Annotated in this window: 17 protein-coding genes and 1 riboswitch; of the genes, 5 read left to right on the forward strand and 12 right to left on the reverse strand. The window is 61.2% G+C overall.

Annotated elements, in window-relative coordinates:
• Positions 1-41 precede the first annotated feature (41 nt).
• Both rhdA and asd read left to right on the forward strand, forming a co-directional pair.
• Positions 42-857 (forward strand): thiosulfate sulfurtransferase, encoded by an 816-nt coding sequence (rhdA, locus tag AB4Z35_RS03130; RefSeq protein ID WP_442095994.1) that lies wholly within the window; start codon positions 42-44, stop codon positions 855-857.
• 18 nt (positions 858-875) lie between these two features.
• Positions 876-1,736 (forward strand): archaetidylserine decarboxylase, encoded by an 861-nt coding sequence (gene asd, locus AB4Z35_RS03135; RefSeq protein ID WP_442095995.1) that lies wholly within the window; start codon positions 876-878, stop codon positions 1,734-1,736.
• A gap of 131 nt (positions 1,737-1,867) precedes the next feature.
• On the opposite strand, the gene serB is transcribed toward asd, so the two are convergent.
• The gene (gene serB, locus AB4Z35_RS03140; protein WP_007996540.1) at positions 1,868-3,082 is read right to left on the reverse strand and encodes a phosphoserine phosphatase SerB; all 1,215 of its coding nucleotides are present in this window, start codon (positions 3,080-3,082) and stop codon (positions 1,868-1,870) included.
• A gap of 135 nt (positions 3,083-3,217) precedes the next feature.
• Here serB and AB4Z35_RS03145 point away from each other — a divergent pair, with 135 nt between their 5' ends.
• A complete protein-coding gene (locus AB4Z35_RS03145; RefSeq protein WP_442095996.1) occupies positions 3,218-4,750 on the forward strand; it encodes an AhpA/YtjB family protein in 1,533 nt (510 codons plus the stop codon).
• Positions 4,751-5,021: 271 nt separating this feature from the next.
• Here AB4Z35_RS03145 and AB4Z35_RS03150 read toward each other — a convergent pair whose 3' ends face one another.
• The 9 genes from AB4Z35_RS03150 to AB4Z35_RS03190 form a co-directional block, all read right to left on the reverse strand.
• Entirely contained in the window at positions 5,022-5,735 is a 714-nt protein-coding gene (locus AB4Z35_RS03150; protein WP_007996542.1) for a PqiC family protein, read from the reverse strand.
• 443 nt (positions 5,736-6,178) lie between these two features.
• A complete protein-coding gene (gene parC / locus AB4Z35_RS03155; protein WP_442095997.1) occupies positions 6,179-8,446 on the reverse strand; it encodes a DNA topoisomerase IV subunit A in 2,268 nt (755 codons plus the stop codon).
• Positions 8,447-8,453: 7 nt separating this feature from the next.
• A complete protein-coding gene (locus AB4Z35_RS03160; protein ID WP_442095998.1) occupies positions 8,454-8,978 on the reverse strand; it encodes a retropepsin-like aspartic protease family protein in 525 nt (174 codons plus the stop codon).
• Positions 8,975-9,964: an esterase-like activity of phytase family protein gene (locus tag AB4Z35_RS03165; RefSeq protein WP_442095999.1), complete on the reverse strand. Its 990-nt coding sequence runs from the start codon at positions 9,962-9,964 to the stop codon at positions 8,975-8,977. The genes AB4Z35_RS03160 and AB4Z35_RS03165 overlap by 4 nt, the downstream gene beginning before the upstream one ends.
• The gene (gene parE, locus AB4Z35_RS03170) at positions 9,964-11,868 is read right to left on the reverse strand and encodes a DNA topoisomerase IV subunit B (RefSeq protein WP_007996550.1); all 1,905 of its coding nucleotides are present in this window, start codon (positions 11,866-11,868) and stop codon (positions 9,964-9,966) included. Before parE ends, AB4Z35_RS03165 begins: the two co-directional genes overlap by 1 nt.
• 50 nt (positions 11,869-11,918) lie before the next feature.
• Positions 11,919-12,527 (reverse strand): YqiA/YcfP family alpha/beta fold hydrolase, encoded by a 609-nt coding sequence (locus AB4Z35_RS03175; RefSeq protein ID WP_442096000.1) that lies wholly within the window; start codon positions 12,525-12,527, stop codon positions 11,919-11,921.
• Between the two features lie 202 nt (positions 12,528-12,729).
• Positions 12,730-13,545, reverse strand: coding sequence for a 3',5'-cyclic-AMP phosphodiesterase (gene cpdA, locus AB4Z35_RS03180; RefSeq protein WP_442096001.1), 816 nt, complete (start codon positions 13,543-13,545; stop codon positions 12,730-12,732).
• A 112-nt stretch (positions 13,546-13,657) separates the two neighbouring features.
• Positions 13,658-14,110, reverse strand: coding sequence for a DUF1249 domain-containing protein (locus tag AB4Z35_RS03185; protein ID WP_007977461.1), 453 nt, complete (start codon positions 14,108-14,110; stop codon positions 13,658-13,660).
• Positions 14,101-14,718, reverse strand: a complete 618-nt coding sequence (locus AB4Z35_RS03190) for an NUDIX domain-containing protein (RefSeq protein WP_442096002.1) — start codon at positions 14,716-14,718, stop codon at positions 14,101-14,103. Before AB4Z35_RS03190 ends, AB4Z35_RS03185 begins: the two co-directional genes overlap by 10 nt.
• 225 nt (positions 14,719-14,943) lie before the next feature.
• Here AB4Z35_RS03190 and AB4Z35_RS03195 point away from each other — a divergent pair, with 225 nt between their 5' ends.
• On the forward strand, positions 14,944-15,690 hold the full coding sequence (locus AB4Z35_RS03195; RefSeq protein WP_442096003.1) for an RsiV family protein: 747 nt from the start codon (positions 14,944-14,946) through the stop codon (positions 15,688-15,690).
• On the opposite strand, the gene cytX is transcribed toward AB4Z35_RS03195, so the two are convergent.
• Both cytX and thiC read right to left on the reverse strand, forming a co-directional pair.
• Positions 15,659-16,951: a putative hydroxymethylpyrimidine transporter CytX gene (cytX, locus tag AB4Z35_RS03200; RefSeq protein ID WP_442096004.1), complete on the reverse strand. Its 1,293-nt coding sequence runs from the start codon at positions 16,949-16,951 to the stop codon at positions 15,659-15,661. The genes AB4Z35_RS03195 and cytX overlap by 32 nt on opposite strands.
• 151 nt (positions 16,952-17,102) lie before the next feature.
• A complete protein-coding gene (gene thiC / locus AB4Z35_RS03205; RefSeq protein ID WP_442096005.1) occupies positions 17,103-18,992 on the reverse strand; it encodes a phosphomethylpyrimidine synthase ThiC in 1,890 nt (629 codons plus the stop codon).
• A gap of 164 nt (positions 18,993-19,156) precedes the next feature.
• Positions 19,157-19,262, reverse strand: a riboswitch (TPP riboswitch).
• A 205-nt stretch (positions 19,263-19,467) separates the two neighbouring features.
• On the opposite strand from thiC, the gene AB4Z35_RS03210 reads away from it, so the two are divergent.
• Positions 19,468-20,907, forward strand: coding sequence for a TolC family outer membrane protein (locus AB4Z35_RS03210; RefSeq protein ID WP_442096006.1), 1,440 nt, complete (start codon positions 19,468-19,470; stop codon positions 20,905-20,907).
• Positions 20,908-21,017 lie beyond the last annotated feature (110 nt).

A 21,017-nucleotide genomic window follows, 5' to 3' on the forward strand; every position in this document is an offset into this window, starting at 1 on the left:
GCTGCGTTACAATCCTCCCTTTTGTGCTCTGGAGACCTCACATGTCTGACTTCTCTGGCTTGCCGCTGGTGATCGAGCCGAGCGACTTGCTCCCTCGTCTCGACGCCCGCGAACTGATTCTGGTGGACTTGACCAGTGCCGCCCGCTACTCCGAAGGGCACATTCCCGGCGCTCGCTTTGTCGATCCGAAACGCACGCAACTCGGCCAGCCCCCCGCTCCGGGTCTGATGCCCCCGAAGGCAGCACTCGAAGCGCTGTTTGGTGAGCTGGGACACAATCCCGATGCGGTCTACGTGGTGTATGACGACGAAGGCGGCGGTTGGGCCGGGCGCTTTATCTGGCTGCTGGATGTCATCGGCCACAGTCATTACCACTATGTCGACGGCGGCTTGCCGGCCTGGCTGGCAGAAGGTTTGCCCATGTCGATCCAGGTTCCCCCAACCGTGGGTGGCCCGGTTTCATTGACCTTGCACGACGAACCCACCGCCACCCGCGAATACCTGCAAAGCCGTCTCGGCGCCGCCGACCTGGCAATCTGGGACGCGCGCGGGCCGCTGGAGTTTTCAGGTGAGAAAGTCCTGGCAGCCAAGGGCGGGCACATTCCCGGCGCAGTCAATTTCGAATGGACCGCAGGTATGGATAAGGCACGCCAGTTGCGCATCCGCACCGACATGCCGCAGATCCTCGAACAACTCGGGATCAGCAAAGACAAAGAAGTGATTACCCACTGCCAGACCCATCATCGTTCTGGCTTCACCTATCTGGTGGCCAAGTCTCTCGGTTATCCGCGGGTCAAGGGCTACGCCGGCTCCTGGGGCGAATGGGGTAACCATCCCGATACCCCGGTAGAAATTTAAGATTGTTAAGGACCGTTAATGAACAAGCGTCTGTTTCTCCTCGGCCAGTACCTGCTGCCCCACAACTTGCTCTCGCGACTGGCCGGCTGCATCGCCGAATGCCGCGTGCGCTGGTTCAAGAATGCCTTTACCGCCTGGTTCGCCAAGCGTTATCAGGTGGACATGTCCCAGGCGCTGGTCGAAGACCTGACCGCCTACGAGCACTTCAACGCGTTCTTCACCCGTGCGCTGAAAGACGGTGCCCGCCCGCTGGACGAAACCCCGGGCGCGATCCTCAGCCCGGCCGACGGCGCGATCAGCCAGCTCGGCCCGATCGAGCACGGTCGCGTGTTCCAGGCCAAGGGCCACAGCTTCAGCGTGCTGGAACTGCTGGGCGGCGATGCGGCGAATGCTGCGCCGTTCATGGGCGGTGACTTCGCGACCATCTACCTGTCGCCGAAGGACTACCACCGCGTGCACATGCCGCTGGCCGGCACCCTGCGCGAGATGGTCTACATCCCTGGCCGCCTGTTCTCGGTCAACCAGACAACCGCTGAAAACGTTCCGGAACTGTTCGCCCGTAATGAGCGCGTAGCGTGCATTTTCGACACCGAGCGCGGCCCGATGGCCGTGGTGCTGGTGGGTGCGATGATCGTTGCATCGATTGAAACCGTCTGGGCGGGCCTGGTCACGCCGCCGAAACGCGAACTGAAAACCTTCCGTTACGACGAAGCCTCCCGCGCACCGATCCACCTGGAAAAAGGTGCGGAACTGGGTCGCTTCAAGCTGGGTTCGACCGCTGTCGTGCTGTTCGGGCCGGATCAAGTGAAGTGGGCTGAGGAAATGACTGCTGGTACAGCGGTGCAGATGGGTCAGGGTATGGGCTCACCAGAAGCCTGATAGACACCGCCATTCACTGTAGGAGCGAGCCTGCTCGCGATGGTCGCCAACGATGACGCGGGCTTTCTGAAAACCCGCGTCGTTCTCAGGTTCATCGCGAGCAGGCTCGCTCCTACAGTTGTTTTGCGGAGTTACAGCTGTCCGTCCCGATCGCGCAAGCCCAGCAGATACAGCACGCCATCCAGCCCCAGGGTCGAAATCGCCTGCTTGGCCGACTGTTTGACCAGCGGCTTGGCACGGAATGCCACGCCCAACCCGGCAATCGCCAGCATCGGCAGGTCGTTGGCACCGTCGCCAACCGCAATGGTCTGCTCCAGGCGCAAGCCTTCCTTGTGTGCCAGTTCCTTCAGCAAATCGGCCTTGCGCTGCGCATCGACAATCGGCTCGACCGCCACGCCGGTGACTTTGCCGTCGACCACTTCCAGTTCGTTGGCAAACACATAGTCGATACCCAGCTTCGCCTGCAATTGCTTGGCGAAGTAGGTGAAGCCGCCCGACAGAATCGCGGTCTTGTAGCCCAGGCGCTTGAGTTCGGCGAACAGGGTTTCTGCGCCTTCGGTCAGGCGCAATGAGGCGCCGATAGAGTCCAGCACGCCAACATCCAGACCTTTGAGCAAGGCCAAACGCTCTTTGAAACTCGCGCGGAAGTCCAGTTCGCCAGCCATCGCCCGCTCGGTGATCTCCGATACTTTGTCGCCGACACCGGCAGCCTTGGCCAGCTCGTCGATCACTTCGGCTTCGATCAGGGTCGAGTCCATATCGAACACCGCCAGGCGACGGTTGCGACGGAACAGCGAATCTTCCTGGAAGGCGATGTCGACGTTCAGTTCCTGGGCGACGCTGAGGAATTCGGCACGCAGTGCTTGCGGATCAGCCGCCTCGCCGCGCACGGAGAACTCGATGCAGCCCTTGCCCTTGTCGGCCGGCGTGTCGAGCGGCATACGCCCGGACAGACGATCGATGTGATCGATGTTCAGGCCATATTTAGCGGTGATCGAACTCACGGCCTGCAACTGCCCGGCTGTCACCTTGCGGGTCAACAGGGTCACAATGTGGCGTTTTTTGCCCTGGTTGCCGACCCACTGCTGGTAATCCTGTTCGGACACCGGCGTGAAACGCACCTGTTGACCAAGCTCGTAGCCCTTGAACAGGATGTCCTTGAGCACGGACTTGCCTTGCTCGGTGTCGGGAATTTCAACCAGGATGCCGAACGACAAGGTGTCGTGGATCACCGCCTGACCGATGTCGAGAATGTTCACACCACCCTGGGCCAGAACGCCGGTAATGGCCGCAGTCAGACCCGGACGGTCGACTCCCGTAATGTTTATCAGGACGATTTCGCGCAAGGCGCACCCCCGCAGGTGGAAAAAAACCGCATTCTACCCACTTTCAGTGACCATCGGGCACCGTGAGCGCTTTGACGGTCTAGGGCCTGTCGCTATACTGCGCGTCAACTTCACGGACAAAAGAGCCGAGCTCAAGTGAACCGGCCCACGCCAGTAAAAACCGATAACTTCTTCCTGCTGATCTTCCGTGCACTGCGCCACCGCCGTGTACCGATTGCATTGCGCATCGCCAGCCATAACGTGATCCTGGTCGCCCTGGCCCTGGTCATCTATGCCGGCGTGATGGGCTTGCAGTTCAAGCAGGCCATGCACGAGCAGGCGGATGCGCTGGGCGAGAGCCTGACCACGCAGACGGCCACGTCGGCCACCGAGCTGTTGGTGTCCAACGACATCCTCAGCCTCAACGTGCTGCTCAATAACCTGACCAAGAACAAGCTGGTGGCCCACGCCGCCATCTACAGCCCGGACAACCGCATCCTCGCCGAGTCTGGTCAGCGTCCCAAGCATGGCCTGCTGGGCGAAGCCGAGGGCATGTACCAGAGCAAGATCACCTTCCAGGACGTGACGGCCGGGCAATTGCGCATCAGCCTGGACATGGACCAGTTCCAGCAGCCGATGACCATCAGCCTGCAAAGCATGGGCATTCTGAGCGCCATCCTGCTGGCCCTGTCCCTGGCCCTGAGTCTGCGAATGGGGCGTTATCTCTCCACGCCGCTGCTGCAATTGCGGGTGTGGCTGCGAAATATCGATGAATACACCCCGGCCACCGACCGCCAGGACGAAATCGGCGACCTGGCGCGTCAGCTGCACGCCAACTTTGCCCCGGAGCCCGCCCCGGAGCCCGCCCCTGTGCCGGAACCGGAACCGGAATTCGACGACGTCGATGATGATGAGGCCGACTCGGCCTTCGAAGTCCGTAACCTGCGCGACCCGAGTTTCGACGAGAGCCGTCCGGTAGCGGCGCTCAAGCCAGCTCCAAGGCAGATCGTCAGCACCGCCGAAGACGACGATGACGAAGACCCGTTCGCCGATCTGCGCGACGAATCGCTGGGCAGCACCCCGCAACCGGTGATTCGCAAGGCCACGCCGAGCGTGCCGCAACACAGCGCGGTACTGGCCGTGCAACTGGGCTCCCAGGAACAACTGCGTCGCCTGCCGCGGGCGCGCCTGGAGGAACTGCTCGAACGTTATCGCGACTGCCTCGACCAGGCCGCATCGCTGTATCAAGGCGAAGTGGAGACCTTGAACGACGGTAGCACGCTGATGCTGTTCCACACCGAAGACAGCGGCGACGACTACCTGACCAATGCCATTTGCTGTGGCGAGTTGCTGCGGGCCCTGGGCCACCAGTTGCAGATCGAAGTCGCAGACAGCGGCATCACCCTGCAATTGCAGCTGGGCCTGACCCTCGGCGACGAACTGTTCGGTCTGAGCCAGATCGACCTGCTGCTGACCGACTCCGCCCAGGACGCCCTGGCCCTGTCGCAACACAGCCGCAACCTGCTGCTGGTGGAGCGCAAGATCAGTGATGACGCCTTGATCCGCCAGCGGGCACGGATCCGTCCGATTGCCAGTCCTGAAGGTGCGTGCTGCGTGGAACGCTTGATGGAGCCGTATCCATCGATGCTGGAGCGGCAACTGGCGCGGATGCATGAACGTCGCGCTTAAGCCTTAGGCCCGGCCACGATGAAGCCCGCAGATGAGTGATCGTCTGCGGGCTTATTTGTTGTCTGTAGCAGCTGCCGAGCCCGCGAGGCTGCGTTCGGCTGCGCAGCAGTCGTAAAGCCAGGCGATGGGCGCGTTCAGACAAACGGCGTTACCGGATTGCGAGGACTTCGTCCTCGAACGCAGCCTCGCAGGCTCGGCAGCTGCTACAAACCCACCCGCAGAAACAACAAAGCCCGCATCAATGCGGGCTTTGTTTCAAATCCATCCGGGGTCAGAAGCGGAACACTTCCATATCCGTACGAACAGGCGCGGCCATCGGGATCTTCGGCTGCTTTTCCTGCTCTACCGCAGGCGCTGCCGGCTTGGCCGCCGGTTTGCGCGGGACTTCGGCGATCGGCGGCTGATTGGCCAGCGGCTTGAGCGCCACCGACAGTTGCTCGGCCAGGCGTTGCAGCAACACGCCCTGCGCCTGGACCTGAGCCGCCGTACTACCTGCATGCTGTTCCTGCAAATGGATGATGCGGTTCTCACGGACCTGCCCGCGACGATCGATCAGGCGCCATTGCGCGTCGAGGATCGCCGGTTGTTTTTCACCCGAATCCAGGCGTGTGATGGTCAGCAGCACCTGAACATCCGGGGTGAAACCCACTGTAGCCGGGGCCAGCACTACGCGCTGGCTGTCCAGATGACCTGCGACCTGACGCAGCAGCAGTTGGTCGATATCCGACGAAAGGCTGCCGGCCCAACGACCGTCCGTCGAGGCTTGCAGGCTGCCATCCGGCTGACGCTGCAACAGGGTTTCGCGTTGCAGGTAGTCGGCCACCGTGACCGGCCCCAACAATACCGCCATGCCCGCGTTCTGTGCAGGCTGAGCCGGACTTCCAGCGTCCAGCTGATACAACGACACCGGTTGGTGAACGCTGCAGCCCGCCAGGCCAAGAATGCCGGCGAGCATAAGAATAAAAGGAAGGCGCAGAGCAGTCATCGTCCCATCCAGGTGATCGCTAAAAGGCTGACCACAGTGAAAATACTCAACAAATATGAATAACGCGCGGCAATGCCGGCGCTTGAAAGGCCATATCATCCGTGAATATGCGTTCCGACTCCAGCGCAAAGCGCCGAACTACGGGTTAATTCGTAGTTCGGCGCTTCCAGGGGGCGTTCTCGCCTAGTTTCACCACCGCGTTGTCGCCTTAAAACGGGCCAGGCAAGGCGGAGGCCGCTGGTAATGGTTACTCCCTTTCCAAGGCCTCCAACGCAGCCTGGCCCGTTTTAAGGCACAACCCGAAGGGCCGGGCCTGCTGTTGAGCAGGGCTGTGTTGCTCGAAGCTTATTTGGAATGACCAAACTTCGCTTCTCGCGCCTTGCCCTGCACAACAGCAGACCCGGCGCGGTGGTGAAACTAGTCGAGAACGCCCCCTAAGTCGCCTAATTTAGGTTTTCGACGAGCAGTGCATCTACCCGCTGGAAACCACGCGGCAATTTGTTGCCACGACGGCCACGCTCACCTTTGTAGTGTTCGAGGTCGTCCGCTTTCAGGGACAAGGTACGCTTCCCGGCCTGCAACACCAGTGTTGCACCGTCCGGCAATACGGCGATGTCCGTCACATACTCTTCGCGACTGGCCACTCGCTCACCGGGAATCCCGATGATCTTGTTGCCTTTGCCTTTTCCTAATTGTGGCAGGTCGCTGATCTTGAAGATCAGCAGGCGACCTTCGGTCGTCACCGACGCCAGCCAGTTCTGCTCACGATCGGCCACAGGGCGCGGCAGCATGACCTTGGCGTTGTTCGGCAGGCTCAACAGGGCCTTGCCCGCCTTGTTCTTGGCCTGCAGGTCTTCACCCTTGACCACGAAACCGTAACCGGCGTCGGAGGCGATCACGTACAGCGCATCGTCTTCCGGCATCAGCACGCATTCGAAACTTGCCCCTGGCGGCGGCGTCAGGCGGCCGGTCAGCGGTTCGCCCTGGCCACGGGCCGACGGCAAGGTGTGGGCAGCCACCGAATAACTGCGGCCGGTGGAGTCGATAAACACGGCAAACTGGTTGGAACGCCCGGCGGCCAGCGCCTTGAAACCGTCCCCGGCCTTGTAGGAAAGCCCGGTGGCGTCGATTTCGTGGCCCTTGGCGGAACGAATCCAGCCTTTTTCCGACAGCACGACCGTCACTTTCTCGTTCGGCAGCAGATCGTGCTCGGTCAGGGCCTTGGCTTCGGCACGCTCGACAATAGGCGACCGGCGGTCATCGCCGTAGGTTTCAGCGTCCTTGATCAGTTCGCTGCGCACCAGTTTTTTCAACTTGGCTTCGCTGCTCAGCAGGGCTTGCAGCTTGGCTTGTTCCTTGAGCAGTTCATCCTGCTCGGCACGCAGCTTCATCTCTTCCAGTCGCGCCAACTGACGCAGGCGGGTGTCGAGGATGTAGTCGGCCTGGATTTCGCTCAGGGCGAAACGTTCGATCAGTTTGGCCCGTGGCTGCTCCTCGGTACGGATGATGTGGATCACTTCATCCAGGTTGAGGTAGGCAATCAACAAACCGTCCAACAGGTGCAGACGACGCTCGACCTTGTCGAGGCGGAATTGCAGGCGACGACGCACGGTCTGCACCCGGAACTCCAGCCACTCCACCAGCAACGCCCGCAGGTTTTTCAGCTGCGGCTTGCCGTCCAGGCCGATGATGTTGATGTTGACCCGGTAGCTCGACTCCAGCTCGGTGCTGGCGAACAGGTGTTGCATCAAGGCATCGTGGTCGAAGTTCTTGCGCGCCCCCGGAATGATCACGATCCGGCACGGGTTCTCGTGGTCGGACTCATCGCGCAGGTCAGCGATTTGCGGGGCCTTGGACGGCTTGGCCTGCATCATCGCGGCGATCTGCTCCAGCACCTTGGCGCCCGAGACCTGGTGCGGCAGCGCGGTGACGATGATGTCGCCGTCTTCGATGTGGTACACGGCGCGCATGCGCACCGAGCCGCGACCGGTTTCGTAGATTTTCAGCAGGTCGGCGCGCGGGGTGATGATTTCCGCTTCGGTCGGGTAGTCCGGGCCCTGGATGTGTTCGCAGAGCTGTTCGACCGTGGCCTTGGGCTCATCGAGCAAACGCACGCACGCCGTGGCGACTTCACGCAGGTTGTGCGGCGGAACGTCAGTGGCCATGCCCACGGCGATGCCGGTGGTGCCGTTGAGCAGGATGTTCGGTAAACGTGCCGGCAATACCAGCGGCTCGTCCAGCGTGCCGTCGAAGTTCGGGCCCCAGTCTGCCGTGCCCTGGCCCAGCTCGCTGAGCAGCACCTCGGAATAACGCGACAGCCGCGCTTCGGTGTAACGCATGGCGGCGAAGGACTTGGGATCATCCGGCGCACCCCAGTTGCCCTGGCCGTCGACCAGCGTGTAGCGATAGCTGAACGGCTGGGCCATCAGGACCATGGCTTCGTAGCAGGCCGAGTCGCCGTGGGGGTGGAACTTACCGAGCACGTCACCGACGGTACGCGCCGATTTCTTGTGCTTGGAATCGGCGTCCAGCCCCAACTCGCTCATGGCGTAGATAATGCGCCGCTGCACCGGTTTCAGGCCGTCGCCGATATGCGGCAAGGCACGGTCCATGATCACGTACATGGAGTAGTTGAGGTAGGCATTTTCGGTGAAGTCAGCCAGTGACCGGCGTTCTACACCGTCCAGGCTGAGATCAAGGGAGTCGCTCATGCGGGCCTCATCGGTTCGTTGTCTGGCGCAGCAGCATGGTGCCACCGCGCTGGGTAAATTCAAGTTTGTTCAGTGCGCTCATGCCGAGCAACACCTGATCGCCATGCAGTCCCGGCGCCACCAATGCGCGCACGTCGTGCAACACGATGTCGCCCAGTTGCAGGCGCTCGATACGGGTGCGATAGCCCTGGCTGAAGCCATTGGCCGTGCTCAGGGTCACGCCGAATCCTTCTTCGAGCTTCAAGCGCCTGGCCAGGTCCGCCGGGATCGACACATCGGTCGCCCCGGTGTCGAGCATGAAGTCCACCGTCTGGCCGTTGATCTGGCCACTGGCGACAAAATGCCCCTGGGCATTGCTGACCAGTTTCACCTCAATGAAACCTTCGCCCTGCTGCGAGCTGACCACCACATTCGGATTTTGCTGTCGCGCTTCCCACTGGCCGAAAAACCGCGTCGCCAGAAACAGCGCCGCACACCAGGCCAGTACCATAAACACCCGACCGATGCGCTGACCCGGCGTTTGTCGGCTCATGGCTTGGCACTCCAGCCACCTTCCGGTGCAGCGAAGCGCCAGACCACCGGACGCACTTCGCCATCGGCGCGCGCGCCAAAGTTGTTGTCGACACCGACCCAGGCGCCATCGGCATCCACTATCAATGCTTCTTCCAGCCCGTAGTTCTGTGGATAACGACGGTTTTCCTGCAACAACTCGGCGGCGTACGACCAGCAGCGCTCGACCTTGGCCGTCTGCGGATCCCGGCGGCAGATCTGGTAAGCGTTGCGTTCAAGGGTGAACAGCTTGCCGTTGAACAGCGACAGGTCAGAGAAATCCCGCGGGACAGCTCTGGCGTGGGGAAACTGCTGGGGCTGCATTTCCATGCCCGCCTCGCTCAGCAGCACGCAGCCACCGTCGCAGTCCCACAACGTCTGTTTGCGCTTGATCATCAGCAGCCCGCGGCCTTGACGTTCGGCGGCGAGCCACATCTGATCGCCCGCCGGATTGATCGCCAGCCCTTCGAACAGCGCGTTGAATTGCAACAGCAGGCCACTGGCCCGCGCCTCGCGAACCAGCATCGGCGAGATTTTCAACCAAGAGGCAGGCCCCGTTGGCGGCACCTGCAAGACAGCGGCATGGCCTTCACTGACCACATAACGATTACCGGCGCTGTCGCAGGTGATGCCCTCGAAGTCCAGATTACCGCCACGCACGAACGAAGCGCCCCAAACGCGAGACTTCAGCCCCCAGGGCAATCCGCTGTCAGGCACCGTCGGTACGTCAATGTGCACCGTTTCGGCCTGCCAGGCAGATTCGCTGGTATCGAGGCGGTAGATCTGATCATCGTCGCGGTCGGAAACCGCCCACAGTTCATTGCCGCACTGCGCCAGCCCGGACAGGTTGCCGCCGCGCATGCCGTCGACGACATGCTCGGACAACAGGCGCAACTGTATCGCCGGCTCGGCGGATACCGCGATCGACGTCAACATCAACCCGCAGGCCAGGGCAAAGCCCAGACGCATCAGCCCAATACCTCGGCCAGGTTGCCCTTGGACTCCAGCCAGGTCTTGCGGTCGCCGGCGCGTTTCTTCGCCAGCAGCATGTCCATCATTTCCGAGGTAGCCTCGAAATCTTCCAGGGTCAGCTGCACCAGGCGCCGGGTGTTCGGGTCCATGGTGGTCTCGCGCAGCTGCGGCGGGTTCATTTCACCCAACCCCTTGAATCGGGTGACCTGCGGCTTGCCGCGTTTCTTTTCGGCCACCAGACGATCGAGGATGCCATCGCGTTCGGCTTCATCGAGGGCGTAGTAAATCTCTTTGCCCAGGTCGATGCGGTACAGCGGGGGCATGGCGACATAGACATGACCGGCATCCACCAACGGGCGGAAATGCTGGACAAACAACGCGCAGAGCAAGGTCGCGATGTGCAGACCGTCGGAGTCGGCGTCGGCGAGGATGCAGATCTTGCCGTAGCGCAGCTGGCTCATGTCCGCCGCGCCCGGGTCGACGCCGATGGCCACGGCGATGTTGTGCACCTCCTGGCTGGCCAGCACTTCGCTGCCGTCGACTTCCCAGGTGTTGAGGATCTTGCCGCGCAACGGCAGGATCGCCTGGAACTCTTTATCCCGTGCCTGCTTGGCCGAGCCGCCGGCGGAGTCACCTTCCACCAGGAACAGCTCGGAACGCATCGGGTCCTGTCCGGCACAGTCGGCCAGCTTGCCCGGTAGCGCCGGGCCTTGGGTAATGCGTTTGCGCTCGACCTTCTTGCTGGCCTTGAGGCGACGGCCGGCGTTGTTGATCGCCAGTTCCGCCAGCAGCATGCCGGTTTCCGGGTTGGCATTGAGCCACAGGCTGAAGGCATCCTTGACCACACCGGAGACGAACGCCGCCGCCTCACGGGACGACAGGCGCTCCTTGGTCTGGCCGGAAAATTGCGGCTCCTGCATCTTCATCGACAACACGAAGGCAATGCGTTCCCAGACGTCTTCCGGCGCCAGCTTCACACCGCGCGGCAACAGGCTGCGGAATTCGCAGAACTCGCGCATGGCGTCGAGCAGGCCCTGACGCAAACCGTTGACGTGGGTGCCACCCTGGGCGGTCGGGATCAGGTTGACGTAGCTTTCCTGCACCGCGTCGCCACCTTCCGGCAGCCACAGCAGCGCCCAATCCACCGCTTCTTTATTACCGGCCAGGCTGCCGCAGAACGGCTCGTCCGGCAGGCGCTCGAATTCGCTGACCGCATCCACCAGGTAGGAACGCAGGCCGTCTTCGTAATGCCATTCGACTTTCTCGCCGGTGGCCTTGTCTTCAAAACTGACCAGCAGCCCCGGGCACAACACGGCCTTGGCCTTGAGCACGTGCTTGAGGCGGCTGATGGAGAATTTCGGGGAGTCGAAATATTTCGGATCCGGCGCAAAGAACACGCTGGTGCCGGTATTGCGCTTGCCAACAGTGCCGACGACTTCCAGCTCGGTGGCCTTGTAGCCATCCTTGAAGGTCATCTGGTATTCGTTGCCGTCACGCTTGACCCGCACCCGCACTTCGGTGGACAAGGCGTTGACCACGGAAATGCCGACCCCGTGCAAGCCGCCGGAGAACTGGTAGTTCTTGTTGGAAAACTTGCCACCGGCGTGAAGCTTGGTGAGGATCAGTTCGACGCCCGAAACACCTTCCTCGGGGTGAATATCCACCGGCATGCCACGGCCGTCATCGCTGACTTCCAGGGAATGGTCGGCATGCAGGATCACCTGCACCGATGTGGCATGCCCGGCCAAGGCTTCGTCGACACTGTTGTCGATGACTTCCTGGGCAAGGTGGTTCGGCCGACTGGTGTCGGTGTACATGCCGGGGCGTTTGCGCACCGGGTCGAGGCCCGAGAGGACTTCGATGGCGTCTGCGTTATAAGAGCTAGCGCTGGGAGTGGCCATGGGGTCTCGTCGTCAGTGTTCGGTGAAAAAAGAATTCATGGGGCTATCGCTCACAATGCGGTGAAATCGATTGCCTGATACAAATCGGCGCCAATGCCGGCAAAACTCAACATGGCCGGCAGTTGCGTGGCAAAACCCTGGAAACTGTGGTCGCCGCCGGCCTGGATACGCAAGGCGCATGCCCGGTAATACTGCTGGGCGAGGCGATAGTCCAGCGTTTCGTCAGCTGTCTGCAACCATACCTGATAACGCTGCGGCTCCTGGGGTGCCGGCACTTCCAGTTCGGCCAGGGCCGTCACGTGGTCGTGGGTCATTTCCCAGGTCTCTTCGGTATACAGGTTTTTCTGCGTCCCCAGAAAGCCGTCGAACATCCGGTGCGGGCTGACGGCAGGGTTGATCAACAGGGCTTTCAAGCCAAGGCGCTCGGCCAGGTGAGTGGCATAGTAGCCGCCGAGCGAGCTGCCGACCAGCAGTGGCCGCCCCAGCTCGGCAATCGCCTGTTCCAGCTGGTCGATAGCCTGGCGCGGGTGGTGGTGCAACGCCGGAACGCGCAAGTGTTCGCTCAGGCCCAGTCGTTCCATCACCTCGACCAACTGACAGGCCTTCTTCGACAACGGCGAGCTGTTGAAGCCGTGGATATAAAGGATCGAACCGGACATTTGAGCTCCCTGACGTCGGCTAAAGAGACGGAGTTTACAGGGACTCTGGGGAATCGGGGATATCCGCAGAATTCGAGGTGTCTTTGAAGACGTCATCGCGAGCAAGCTCGCTCCCACAGGGGATTTGTGAATGACGCAGATCCAATGTGGAAGCGGGCTTGCTCGCGAAGGCCGCGCCTCGGTCTACCTGAAAAATGAACAGTCAGTAGCCGTTGGAGCCGTAATCCACAGTGAAATCGAACCCGGTAACCCGCTCCACCCCGGTTTCCAGCCGCCCGTCGGGCAACAGCCGCAACCAGCGATAGCCCGGCGCCTGCTCTCCAACCTTGAAATCCTCGCTGCCCGGCTCGAACTGAATGCAGGTGGACGGCGAGGCGATCAGACGCACGCTGTTACGCAATTGATCGATTTCCTGGTGCACATGTCCCCACAGCACGGCACGCACCTGTGGAAAACGATCCAGCACTTCAAAAAACGCCTCAGGATTGCGCAGACCGATAGGCTCCATCCACGCGCAACCAATCGAAACCGGATGATGGTGGAAGCACACGAGATGGTGGCGTTCCGGCGCTTCGCTCAACGCGCGGGCGAGCAACTGCAACTGTTCGTCCTGCAAATAACCCGGCACCGAGCCCGGCACCGCCGAGTCGAGCAGCGTGACCCGCCAGTTGCCGATATCCACCACCGGTTCGAGCAAAGCACTCTGCACCGCCGCCGCGGCCATGATCTGCGGCTCGTCGTGGTTGCCGGGAATCCAGCGCGCCGGCGCATCCAACTGGCTCGTCATCTCGCGAAATTGCTGATAGGACGCAAGCGTCCCGTCCTGGGACAGGTCACCCGTGGCCAGGATCAGATTGATCTGCGGCTGTTGCGCGCGCACCAACTCGATGACCTTTTGCAGACTGTCGCGGGTGTTCATGCCCAGCAACGCACCGTCCGCTTCGGCAAACAGGTGGCTGTCGGAGAGTTGCACCAGCAACGCCGGATCGGCGGTGGTCAATGTGGATACGCTCGGCAAGGCGTTCTCCCAGGGCGTGATCACGGGGATGGGTAAGTGCCGCAATTATGCTGGGGGACGGTCGAAAGGGGAAATCTGTGAACCTGACACAGTTCACAACTGCGGCGCTCAGTTAACGGACGACTTCGTACTCATGCCCCAGCGCCAGGCAATGGCTCAGCCATTCGCCCAGAAACATGTTCAACTGGGCCTTTTCGTCCGGCTGGTGCATCGAGGCGTTCGGGTAAGGATAGATGCCGCGAAAGCGTCGCGCATGTTCGGCGCTGACCACTTCGGCCATGCGCGCGTCGTGATAGACCTGCACTTCCAGTTGCGGCACCGGCAACCACGGCAGGCTGTGTTCCTGACGCACTTGCAGGGTCGTGGTGTAGGGACAGGTCAGCAACACTTCCAGAGCCAGCACACCCAGCATCTGGTCGCCATGGGTCACGGCGATGCGCCGCGCGGCGGGCTCGCTGCGCATGTCCGGCAGCAGTCGCATCAGGCGCGCGTAGTTCGCCTCGCAGGACGCTTGCAGCCCCACCAGGTCCACCCGATAGCGATCGCGCAGCTTGTTTACGACCATAACCCCCTCACTTCAGCGCGGTTCAAAGCCAGCCATTGCAAGGCAATGATGCTCGCCGCGTTGGCAATACGTCCGTCGCGCACGGCTTGCAGGGCATCGTCGAAAGCCCAGACCGTGACGCGAATATCTTCTGCCTCTTCCTCCAGCCCATGCAGGCCGCCAACCCCGGTTGTGTCGCAACGCCCCAGGTACAGATGCACGAATTCGTTGCTGCCGCCCGGCGATGGAAAGTATTTGAGCATCGGCCAGAGCGCCCCGATTTCCAGCCCAGCTTCCTCCTGCGCCTCGCGGTGAGCAACTGCTTCCGGCACTTCATCCTTATCGATCAGACCAGCGACCAGTTCGATCAGCCACGGGTTGTCGGTCTTGCCCATGGCGCCGACGCGAAACTGCTCGATCAGCACCACTTCATCGCGCTGCGGATCGTAGGGCAGCATGCAGACCGCGTCATGGCGAACGAACACTTCACGATTGATCTCGCGGCTCATGCCCCCGGCGAACAATTCGTGGCGCAAGTGCACGCGTTCGAGTTTGTAAAAGCCCTCGTAGCACTTTTCGCGCCGCACGATATCAACGGCGATCGGAATGGCGTTGGCAAAATCCGTCATGACAATCCTCTTTTACTGCAAATCCTGTTCGAGGCTCCTTTTTTTCCTGGGCCTCGACTTCGCGCCATCCTAACGCGCCCGTGATGTTTGATGCAGCCCCTTTCCCGTCAGCGGGATAGACGGTGAGGGCGAAACCCACTCTAATTAGCTTAGTGGCGAACTGACTGCTTTGTTGAGAGTCGAAGCCGGTAACTTTTTGCCCCCCCTGTTTCAGAAAGGACGCTCATGTCGCTTTTCAAAATCGCCTCCGTGGCCGCTATCGCCCTGACCCTGGGCGCTTGCGCGAGCCTGTTCCAGCCCAACTACCGGACACCGCTGGAAACCACCCGCGACGCTTCCGAGCAACTCAAGCCCGGTTGCAGCAACCCGGATTGCCCGCTGGTCAACATCGACACCCTGCACTTCCCGGCCGAGCCTGCACTTGACGGCATCATCGAAAAACGCCTGCTGCAAATGACCCGCACCTCGCCCGACGCGCCGGTCGCCCCGACCCTGGCGGCCTATCGCGAAGAGTTTTTGCGCACCGCCGGCCCGCGCAACAGCAGCTATCTGCAGGCTAAGGTACGTGAGCAGCATGACGGCTTGGTGATCGTCGAATTGTCCAGTTACCTGGACACCGGCAGTGCCCATGGCACCCCAGGTCGAGGTTTCATCAACTATTCGCGCCAGCAGCATAAAGTGCTGACGCTGTCAGACATGCTGGTGCCAGGGCAGGAAGAAGCGTTCTGGAAAGCGGCGCAGGTGGCGCACAACAGCTGGCTGATCAGCACCAAGCTCGATCAGGAACCGGAGTTCGTGAAGAGCTGGCCGTTCCAGAAAACCCGGAACGTGGCACTGACCTACGGTGGGGTGATCCTCAAGTACGAAACCAGCAGCATCGCGCCTTACGCGCTGGGCCATGTCGAACTGAAGATCCCCTACCCTCGCCTGAACGGCATTATCAAGCCCGAGCTGTTTCCCGGCCGTAACTGAAGGCCCGGCCCAGCACAAGCTGCAGCAGCCCTGCCAGGACCAGTGCCGGCAGGGTGGCGCCGACATCCGGGTACAGGTTGGCCAGCACATGATAGGTGCTGACCCCGCCCAGCCAGGCGAGCAGCGCCGGCCAGCGCAGTGCCGCCGAGGCCACCTGGCTGCTACGCTTGCGCAGGATGAAGTGGTCCACCAGCACCACGCCGAACAACGGCGCAAACACCGAACCGATCAGCAGCAGGAAATTCTGGTACTGGGCCAACGGCGCCAGCAGGGCAATCAGCGTGCAGATAACGCCGATAGCCAGGGCCAGGTGTTCGACTTTGGCACGCAACAGAATCCCGCTGGACACCGCTGCCGAGTGAATATCGGCAAAGGCGTTTTCCGATTCATCCAGAAGAATCAGCAACAGCGGAATCCCCAGGCCGGCACCGGCCAGCGCCAGCAGCAACGCATTGACTTCACCGCTCGGCGCGAACGCCAGGGTGTAGGCCACGCCCAGGCTCATCAGCCAGAAATTACCGATGAAGAAACCGATGGCGGTGCCACCGAAGACGTTTTTCGCCCGCTTGCCGAAGCGCGAGTAGTCGGCGATCAGCGGCAACCACGACAACGGCATGGCAATGGCGATGTCGAAACCCACGGCGAACGGCATCGAACCGTCACCGGCCTGGGCCCACAACGCGGCCAGGTCAGCCTTGGCGAACAGGTTCCAGGTCAGCCAGGTGCAAGCGGCCAGCAATAGCCAGATGCCCCATTTACGCAGGATCTGCCGCACGAAGGTCAACGGACCGCTAACAGCCAGCAGGGTCGCCAGTGCGCCGAAGAACAGGGTCCACAACACCGGATTGGACAGCAGGCTGCCATCACTGAACGCCTTCGCACCCAACAGGCTGGCGGCGTCGCGCATGACGATGATTTCGAACGATCCCCAACCGATCAATTGCAGCAGGTTCAACACCGCCGGCAGGCTCGCGCCTTTGGTGCCGAGGCTGAGCTTGAGCGCGGCCATCGACGACAGGCCGGTATCACTGCCAATCACCCCGACCGCCGCGAGCAGCAGAACGCCGACCAGGGTGCCGAGGAAAATCGCCAGCAACGAACCCGACAGGCCCAGGCCTGGCGCGAGCAATGCACCGGTCTGCAAGACCATCAGGCCGATGCCGAGGGAAAACCACAGGGAAAACAGGTCACGACCGCCGAACACACGCTTGTCGGTCGGCACCGCGATATCGGGGGAGTAAGTGCTGGGTTGAATGCTCAAAGGTGTTATCTCAGAGGGACATTTGTTGTTGTGTCGACCGCTATCGCCAGCAGGCTGGCTCCCACAGGGGACTTGTGAACGCCACAGATCCAATGTGGGAGCCAGCCTGCTGGCGATGAGGCCCTTTCAGGCCCCACCTTTTCAGGTCAGATCAAACTTTCTGGTACAGCTGACTGCCTTCCTGCTTGAAGCGCTCGGCCTGTTCGGCCATGCCCTGGGCGACGTCCACGTCGACCGCTTCGATCCGTTGGTTGGCCGCGTATTCGCGGACTTCCTGGGTGATCTTCATCGAGCAGAATTTCGGCCCGCACATCGAGCAGAAGTGCGCGACCTTGGCCGAATCCTTCGGCAGGGTTTCATCGTGATACGAACGGGCGGTGTCCGGATCGAGGCCCAGGTTGAACTGGTCTTCCCAACGGAACTCGAAGCGCGCCTTGCTCAAGGCATTGTCGCGAATCTGCGCGCCCGGGTGACCCTTCGCCAGATCGGCGGCATGCGCGGCGATCTTGTAGGTGATGATCCCGGTCTTCACATCATCCTTGTTCGGCAGGCCCAGATGCTCCTTCGGCGTGACGTAGCAGAGCATGGCGCAACCGAACCAGCCGATCATCGCCGCACCGATACCGGAGGTGATGTGGTCGTAACCCGGCGCGATGTCGGTGGTCAGCGGGCCGAGAGTGTAGAACGGCGCCTCGTCGCAGCACTCCAGCTGCTTGTCCATGTTCTCTTTGATCAACTGCATCGGCACGTGGCCCGGGCCTTCGATCATGCATTGCACGTCGTGTTTCCAGGCAATTTTGGTCAGCTCGCCGAGGGTTTCCAGCTCGCCGAACTGCGCTTCGTCGTTGGCATCGGCAATCGAGCCCGGACGCAGGCCATCGCCCAGCGAGAAGCTGACGTCGTAGGCCTTCATGATTTCGCAGATGTCTTCGAAATGGGTGTAGAGGAAGTTCTCTTTGTGGTGCGCCAGGCACCACTTGGCCATGATCGAACCGCCACGGGAGACGATGCCGGTCACGCGCTTGGCGGTCATCGGCACGTAGCGCAACAGCACGCCGGCATGGATGGTGAAGTAATCGACGCCCTGCTCGGCCTGTTCGATCAGCGTGTCGCGGAACAGCTCCCAGGTCAGGTCTTCGGCCACGCCGCCGACCTTTTCCAGGGCCTGGTAGATCGGCACCGTACCGATCGGCACCGGCGAGTTGCGGATGATCCACTCGCGGGTTTCGTGGATGTGCTTGCCGGTGGACAGGTCCATGACCGTGTCCGAACCCCAGCGAATGCCCCAGGTCAGTTTCGCCACTTCTTCTTCGATGGACGAACCCAGGGCGCTGTTGCCGATGTTGCCGTTGATCTTCACCAGGAAGTTACGGCCGATGATCATCGGTTCCAGTTCGGTGTGGTTGATGTTGGCCGGAATGATCGCGCGGCCACGGGCGATTTCCTCACGGACAAATTCTGGAGTGATGACTTTCGGCACGCTGGCACCGAAGCTGTGGCCGGCGTGTTGCTGGTCCAGCAGGCCGGCGGCACGAGCCACTTCCAGCTTCATGTTTTCGCGGATGGCAACGTATTCCATCTCGGCGGTGATGATGCCTTTGCGCGCGTAGTGCATCTGGCTGACGTTGGCACCCGGCTTGGCGCGACGCGGATTGTTGACGTGAGCGAAGCGCAGCTTGGTCAGCTCCGGATCGGCAAGACGTTCCTGGCCGAAATTCGAGCTCAGGCCGCTCAGGCGCTCGGTATCGCCACGGGATTCGATCCACGGCGAACGCACGTCGGCCAGGCCTTTGCGCACATCGATGATGACATTGGGGTCTGTGTACGGGCCCGAGGTGTCGTACACCACCACCGGTGCGTTGACCTCGCCGCCGAAGTCGGTCGGCGTCACGTCCAGGCTGATTTCGCGCATCGGCACGAGGATGTCCGGGCGGGTGCCCTGGACATAAATTTTTTGCGAGCGGGTAAACGGCTGAACCGATTGCTGATCGACCTTGGCCGAGTCACTCAGGTTGGTGGCGATTTTTGCTTTTGTAGTCATCACGGGCTCTCCAGACAGCATCCAGGCAGTGGATTTTTGTCGGAGCGAACCTGTAAACGAATGGACGCACGGGCGCTGGGAAAACCAGCTGTGCTGTGCTCGGTGCTCGAGGGGTGTTCGATTGTCGAACAACATCCCGGACGAAGCACAAGAGGACTCGCCGGGTGACGAGAAATCTTGTTCCCTACGCAGGCGCTAACCTGATCAGGTTCAACGGGATCCGAAATTATTCGATCTCAGCCTCATAGCAAGGCACCCCGACAAGAACCCGGCCAGTCTAGACACAACTGGCAAAGAACGCCAACCCCACGGCAAACACCATGATGAATGGCGTTATTGCACGCAGTATCAGGATTGTTGCCACCCGAATGCACAACTACACTCGCTACGCTGAGCCGCGCATTGACGCTGTCAAAGCAGCGCCTTAGCCTTGGCGTTCAAATTATCTGTGTAATATCAAATCTAGGGAACATCTATGCTGCGCAAACTCTCACTGGCCCTTGCCGTGTCTTGTGCGTCCAATGGAATGGCCTGGGCAGCAGATGTGCCCTTATCGACCAAGACGGACCTGGTCAGCGTTTATCAGGAAGCCGTCAACAACAACTCCGATCTGGCGGCTGCCATTGCCCAATACGGCGCGCAGAAGGAAGTCGTACCCCAGGCCCGCGCCGGGCTGCTGCCGAACCTCTCGGGCGGCGCCAATATTTCCGAGGTGCGTACGGATCTCGATCAACCGTCCGCCACGTCCAACCGCGATGCTCATTCCTACCAGGCCACTTTGGCGCAGCCGCTGTTCCGGGCTGACCGCTGGTTCCAGTTCCAGGCCGCCAAGGAAGTCAATGAACAGGCCGCCCTGCAACTCTCGGCGACCGAGCAGAACCTGATCCTGCAAACCGCTGACAGCTATTTCAACGTGCTGCGCACCCAGGACAACCTGGCCTCGACCAAGGCCGAAGAAGCGGCGTTCAAACGCCAGCTCGATCAATCCAACGAGCGTTTCGATGTCGGCCTCTCGGACAAGACCGACGTATTGAACTCACAAGCCAGCTACGACACCGCACGCGCCAACCGCATCGTTGCGCAGCGCCAGGTGGACGACGCCTTTGAAGCATTGATCACCCTGACCAACCGCCAGTACAACTCGATCTGGGGCATCAGCCATAACTTGCCGATCCTGCCGCCAGCACCGAACGACGCCAAGGCCTGGGTCGAAACGGCGGGCCGGCAGAACCTCAATCTGTTGGCCAGCAACTATGCCGTCAGCGCCGCCGAGCAAACCCTCAAGCAGCGCAAGTCCGGGCACTTGCCAACGGTTGATGCGATAGCCAAGTACGAGAAAGGCGACAACGACGCACTGGGCTTCAGCAACCCGAACAACCAACCCCTGCCGTACGGTGGCAACGTCGAGCAAACGACCGTTGGCCTGCAACTGAACATACCGATCTACAGCGGCGGCCTGATCAGCTCCCAGGTGCGTCAATCGTATTCACAACTGGACCAGACCGAGCAGCAGCGCGAGTCCCTGCGCCGACAGATCGTGGAAAACACCCGCGACCTGCACCGCGCGGTAAACACCGATGTCGAGCAGGTACAGGCGCGCAAGCAATCAATCATCTCCAACCAGAGTGCGGTGGAAGCGACGGAAATCGGCTATCAGGTGGGCACGCGAAACATCGTCGACGTACTGGATGCGCAGCGCCAGCTGTACAGCTCGGTGCGCGACTACAACAACACCCGCTACGACTACATCCTCGACAACCTGCGTCTGAAGCAACAGGCCGGCACGTTGAATCCGGGGGATCTGCAAGACCTGAAACGCTGGCTCAATCCCAACTACAACCCGGACAAGGATTTCCTGCCGCCGGATCTGGCCAAGGCTGCGGCTGAGCAGTTGAAAGCGAGACCGGAGCAGTAAAAGCAAAAGCTTCGCGAGCAAGTCGGAATGCCGCACCACCGCTCCCACATTGACCTACTGTCGTACACAAAACCTGTGCTCACAGAAGATCCAATGTGGGAGCGGCGGTG

The organism is Pseudomonas sp. KB_15 (genome assembly GCF_052114525.1).
GTDB lineage: Bacteria > Pseudomonadota > Gammaproteobacteria > Pseudomonadales > Pseudomonadaceae > Aquipseudomonas.

Excerpts from the sequence above, each read along its gene's own strand:
- rhdA (WP_442095994.1), top strand. The coding sequence starts at position 42 with ATGTCTGACTTCTCTGGCTTGCCGCTGGTGATCGAGCCGAGCGACTTG.
- asd (WP_442095995.1), top strand. The coding sequence starts at position 876 with ATGAACAAGCGTCTGTTTCTCCTCGGCCAGTACCTGCTGCCCCACAAC.
- AB4Z35_RS03150 (WP_007996542.1), bottom strand. The coding sequence starts at position 5,735 with ATGACTGCTCTGCGCCTTCCTTTTATTCTTATGCTCGCCGGCATTCTT.
- parC (WP_442095997.1), bottom strand. The coding sequence starts at position 8,446 with ATGAGCGACTCCCTTGATCTCAGCCTGGACGGTGTAGAACGCCGGTCA.
- AB4Z35_RS03160 (WP_442095998.1), bottom strand. The coding sequence starts at position 8,978 with ATGAGCCGACAAACGCCGGGTCAGCGCATCGGTCGGGTGTTTATGGTA.
- AB4Z35_RS03165 (WP_442095999.1), bottom strand. The coding sequence starts at position 9,964 with ATGCGTCTGGGCTTTGCCCTGGCCTGCGGGTTGATGTTGACGTCGATC.
- parE (WP_007996550.1), bottom strand. The coding sequence starts at position 11,868 with ATGGCCACTCCCAGCGCTAGCTCTTATAACGCAGACGCCATCGAAGTC.
- AB4Z35_RS03175 (WP_442096000.1), bottom strand. The coding sequence starts at position 12,527 with ATGTCCGGTTCGATCCTTTATATCCACGGCTTCAACAGCTCGCCGTTG.
- AB4Z35_RS03185 (WP_007977461.1), bottom strand. The coding sequence starts at position 14,110 with ATGGTCGTAAACAAGCTGCGCGATCGCTATCGGGTGGACCTGGTGGGG.
- AB4Z35_RS03190 (WP_442096002.1), bottom strand. The coding sequence starts at position 14,718 with ATGACGGATTTTGCCAACGCCATTCCGATCGCCGTTGATATCGTGCGG.
- AB4Z35_RS03195 (WP_442096003.1), top strand. The coding sequence starts at position 14,944 with ATGTCGCTTTTCAAAATCGCCTCCGTGGCCGCTATCGCCCTGACCCTG.
- thiC (WP_442096005.1), bottom strand. The coding sequence starts at position 18,992 with ATGACTACAAAAGCAAAAATCGCCACCAACCTGAGTGACTCGGCCAAG.
- AB4Z35_RS03210 (WP_442096006.1), top strand. The coding sequence starts at position 19,468 with ATGCTGCGCAAACTCTCACTGGCCCTTGCCGTGTCTTGTGCGTCCAAT.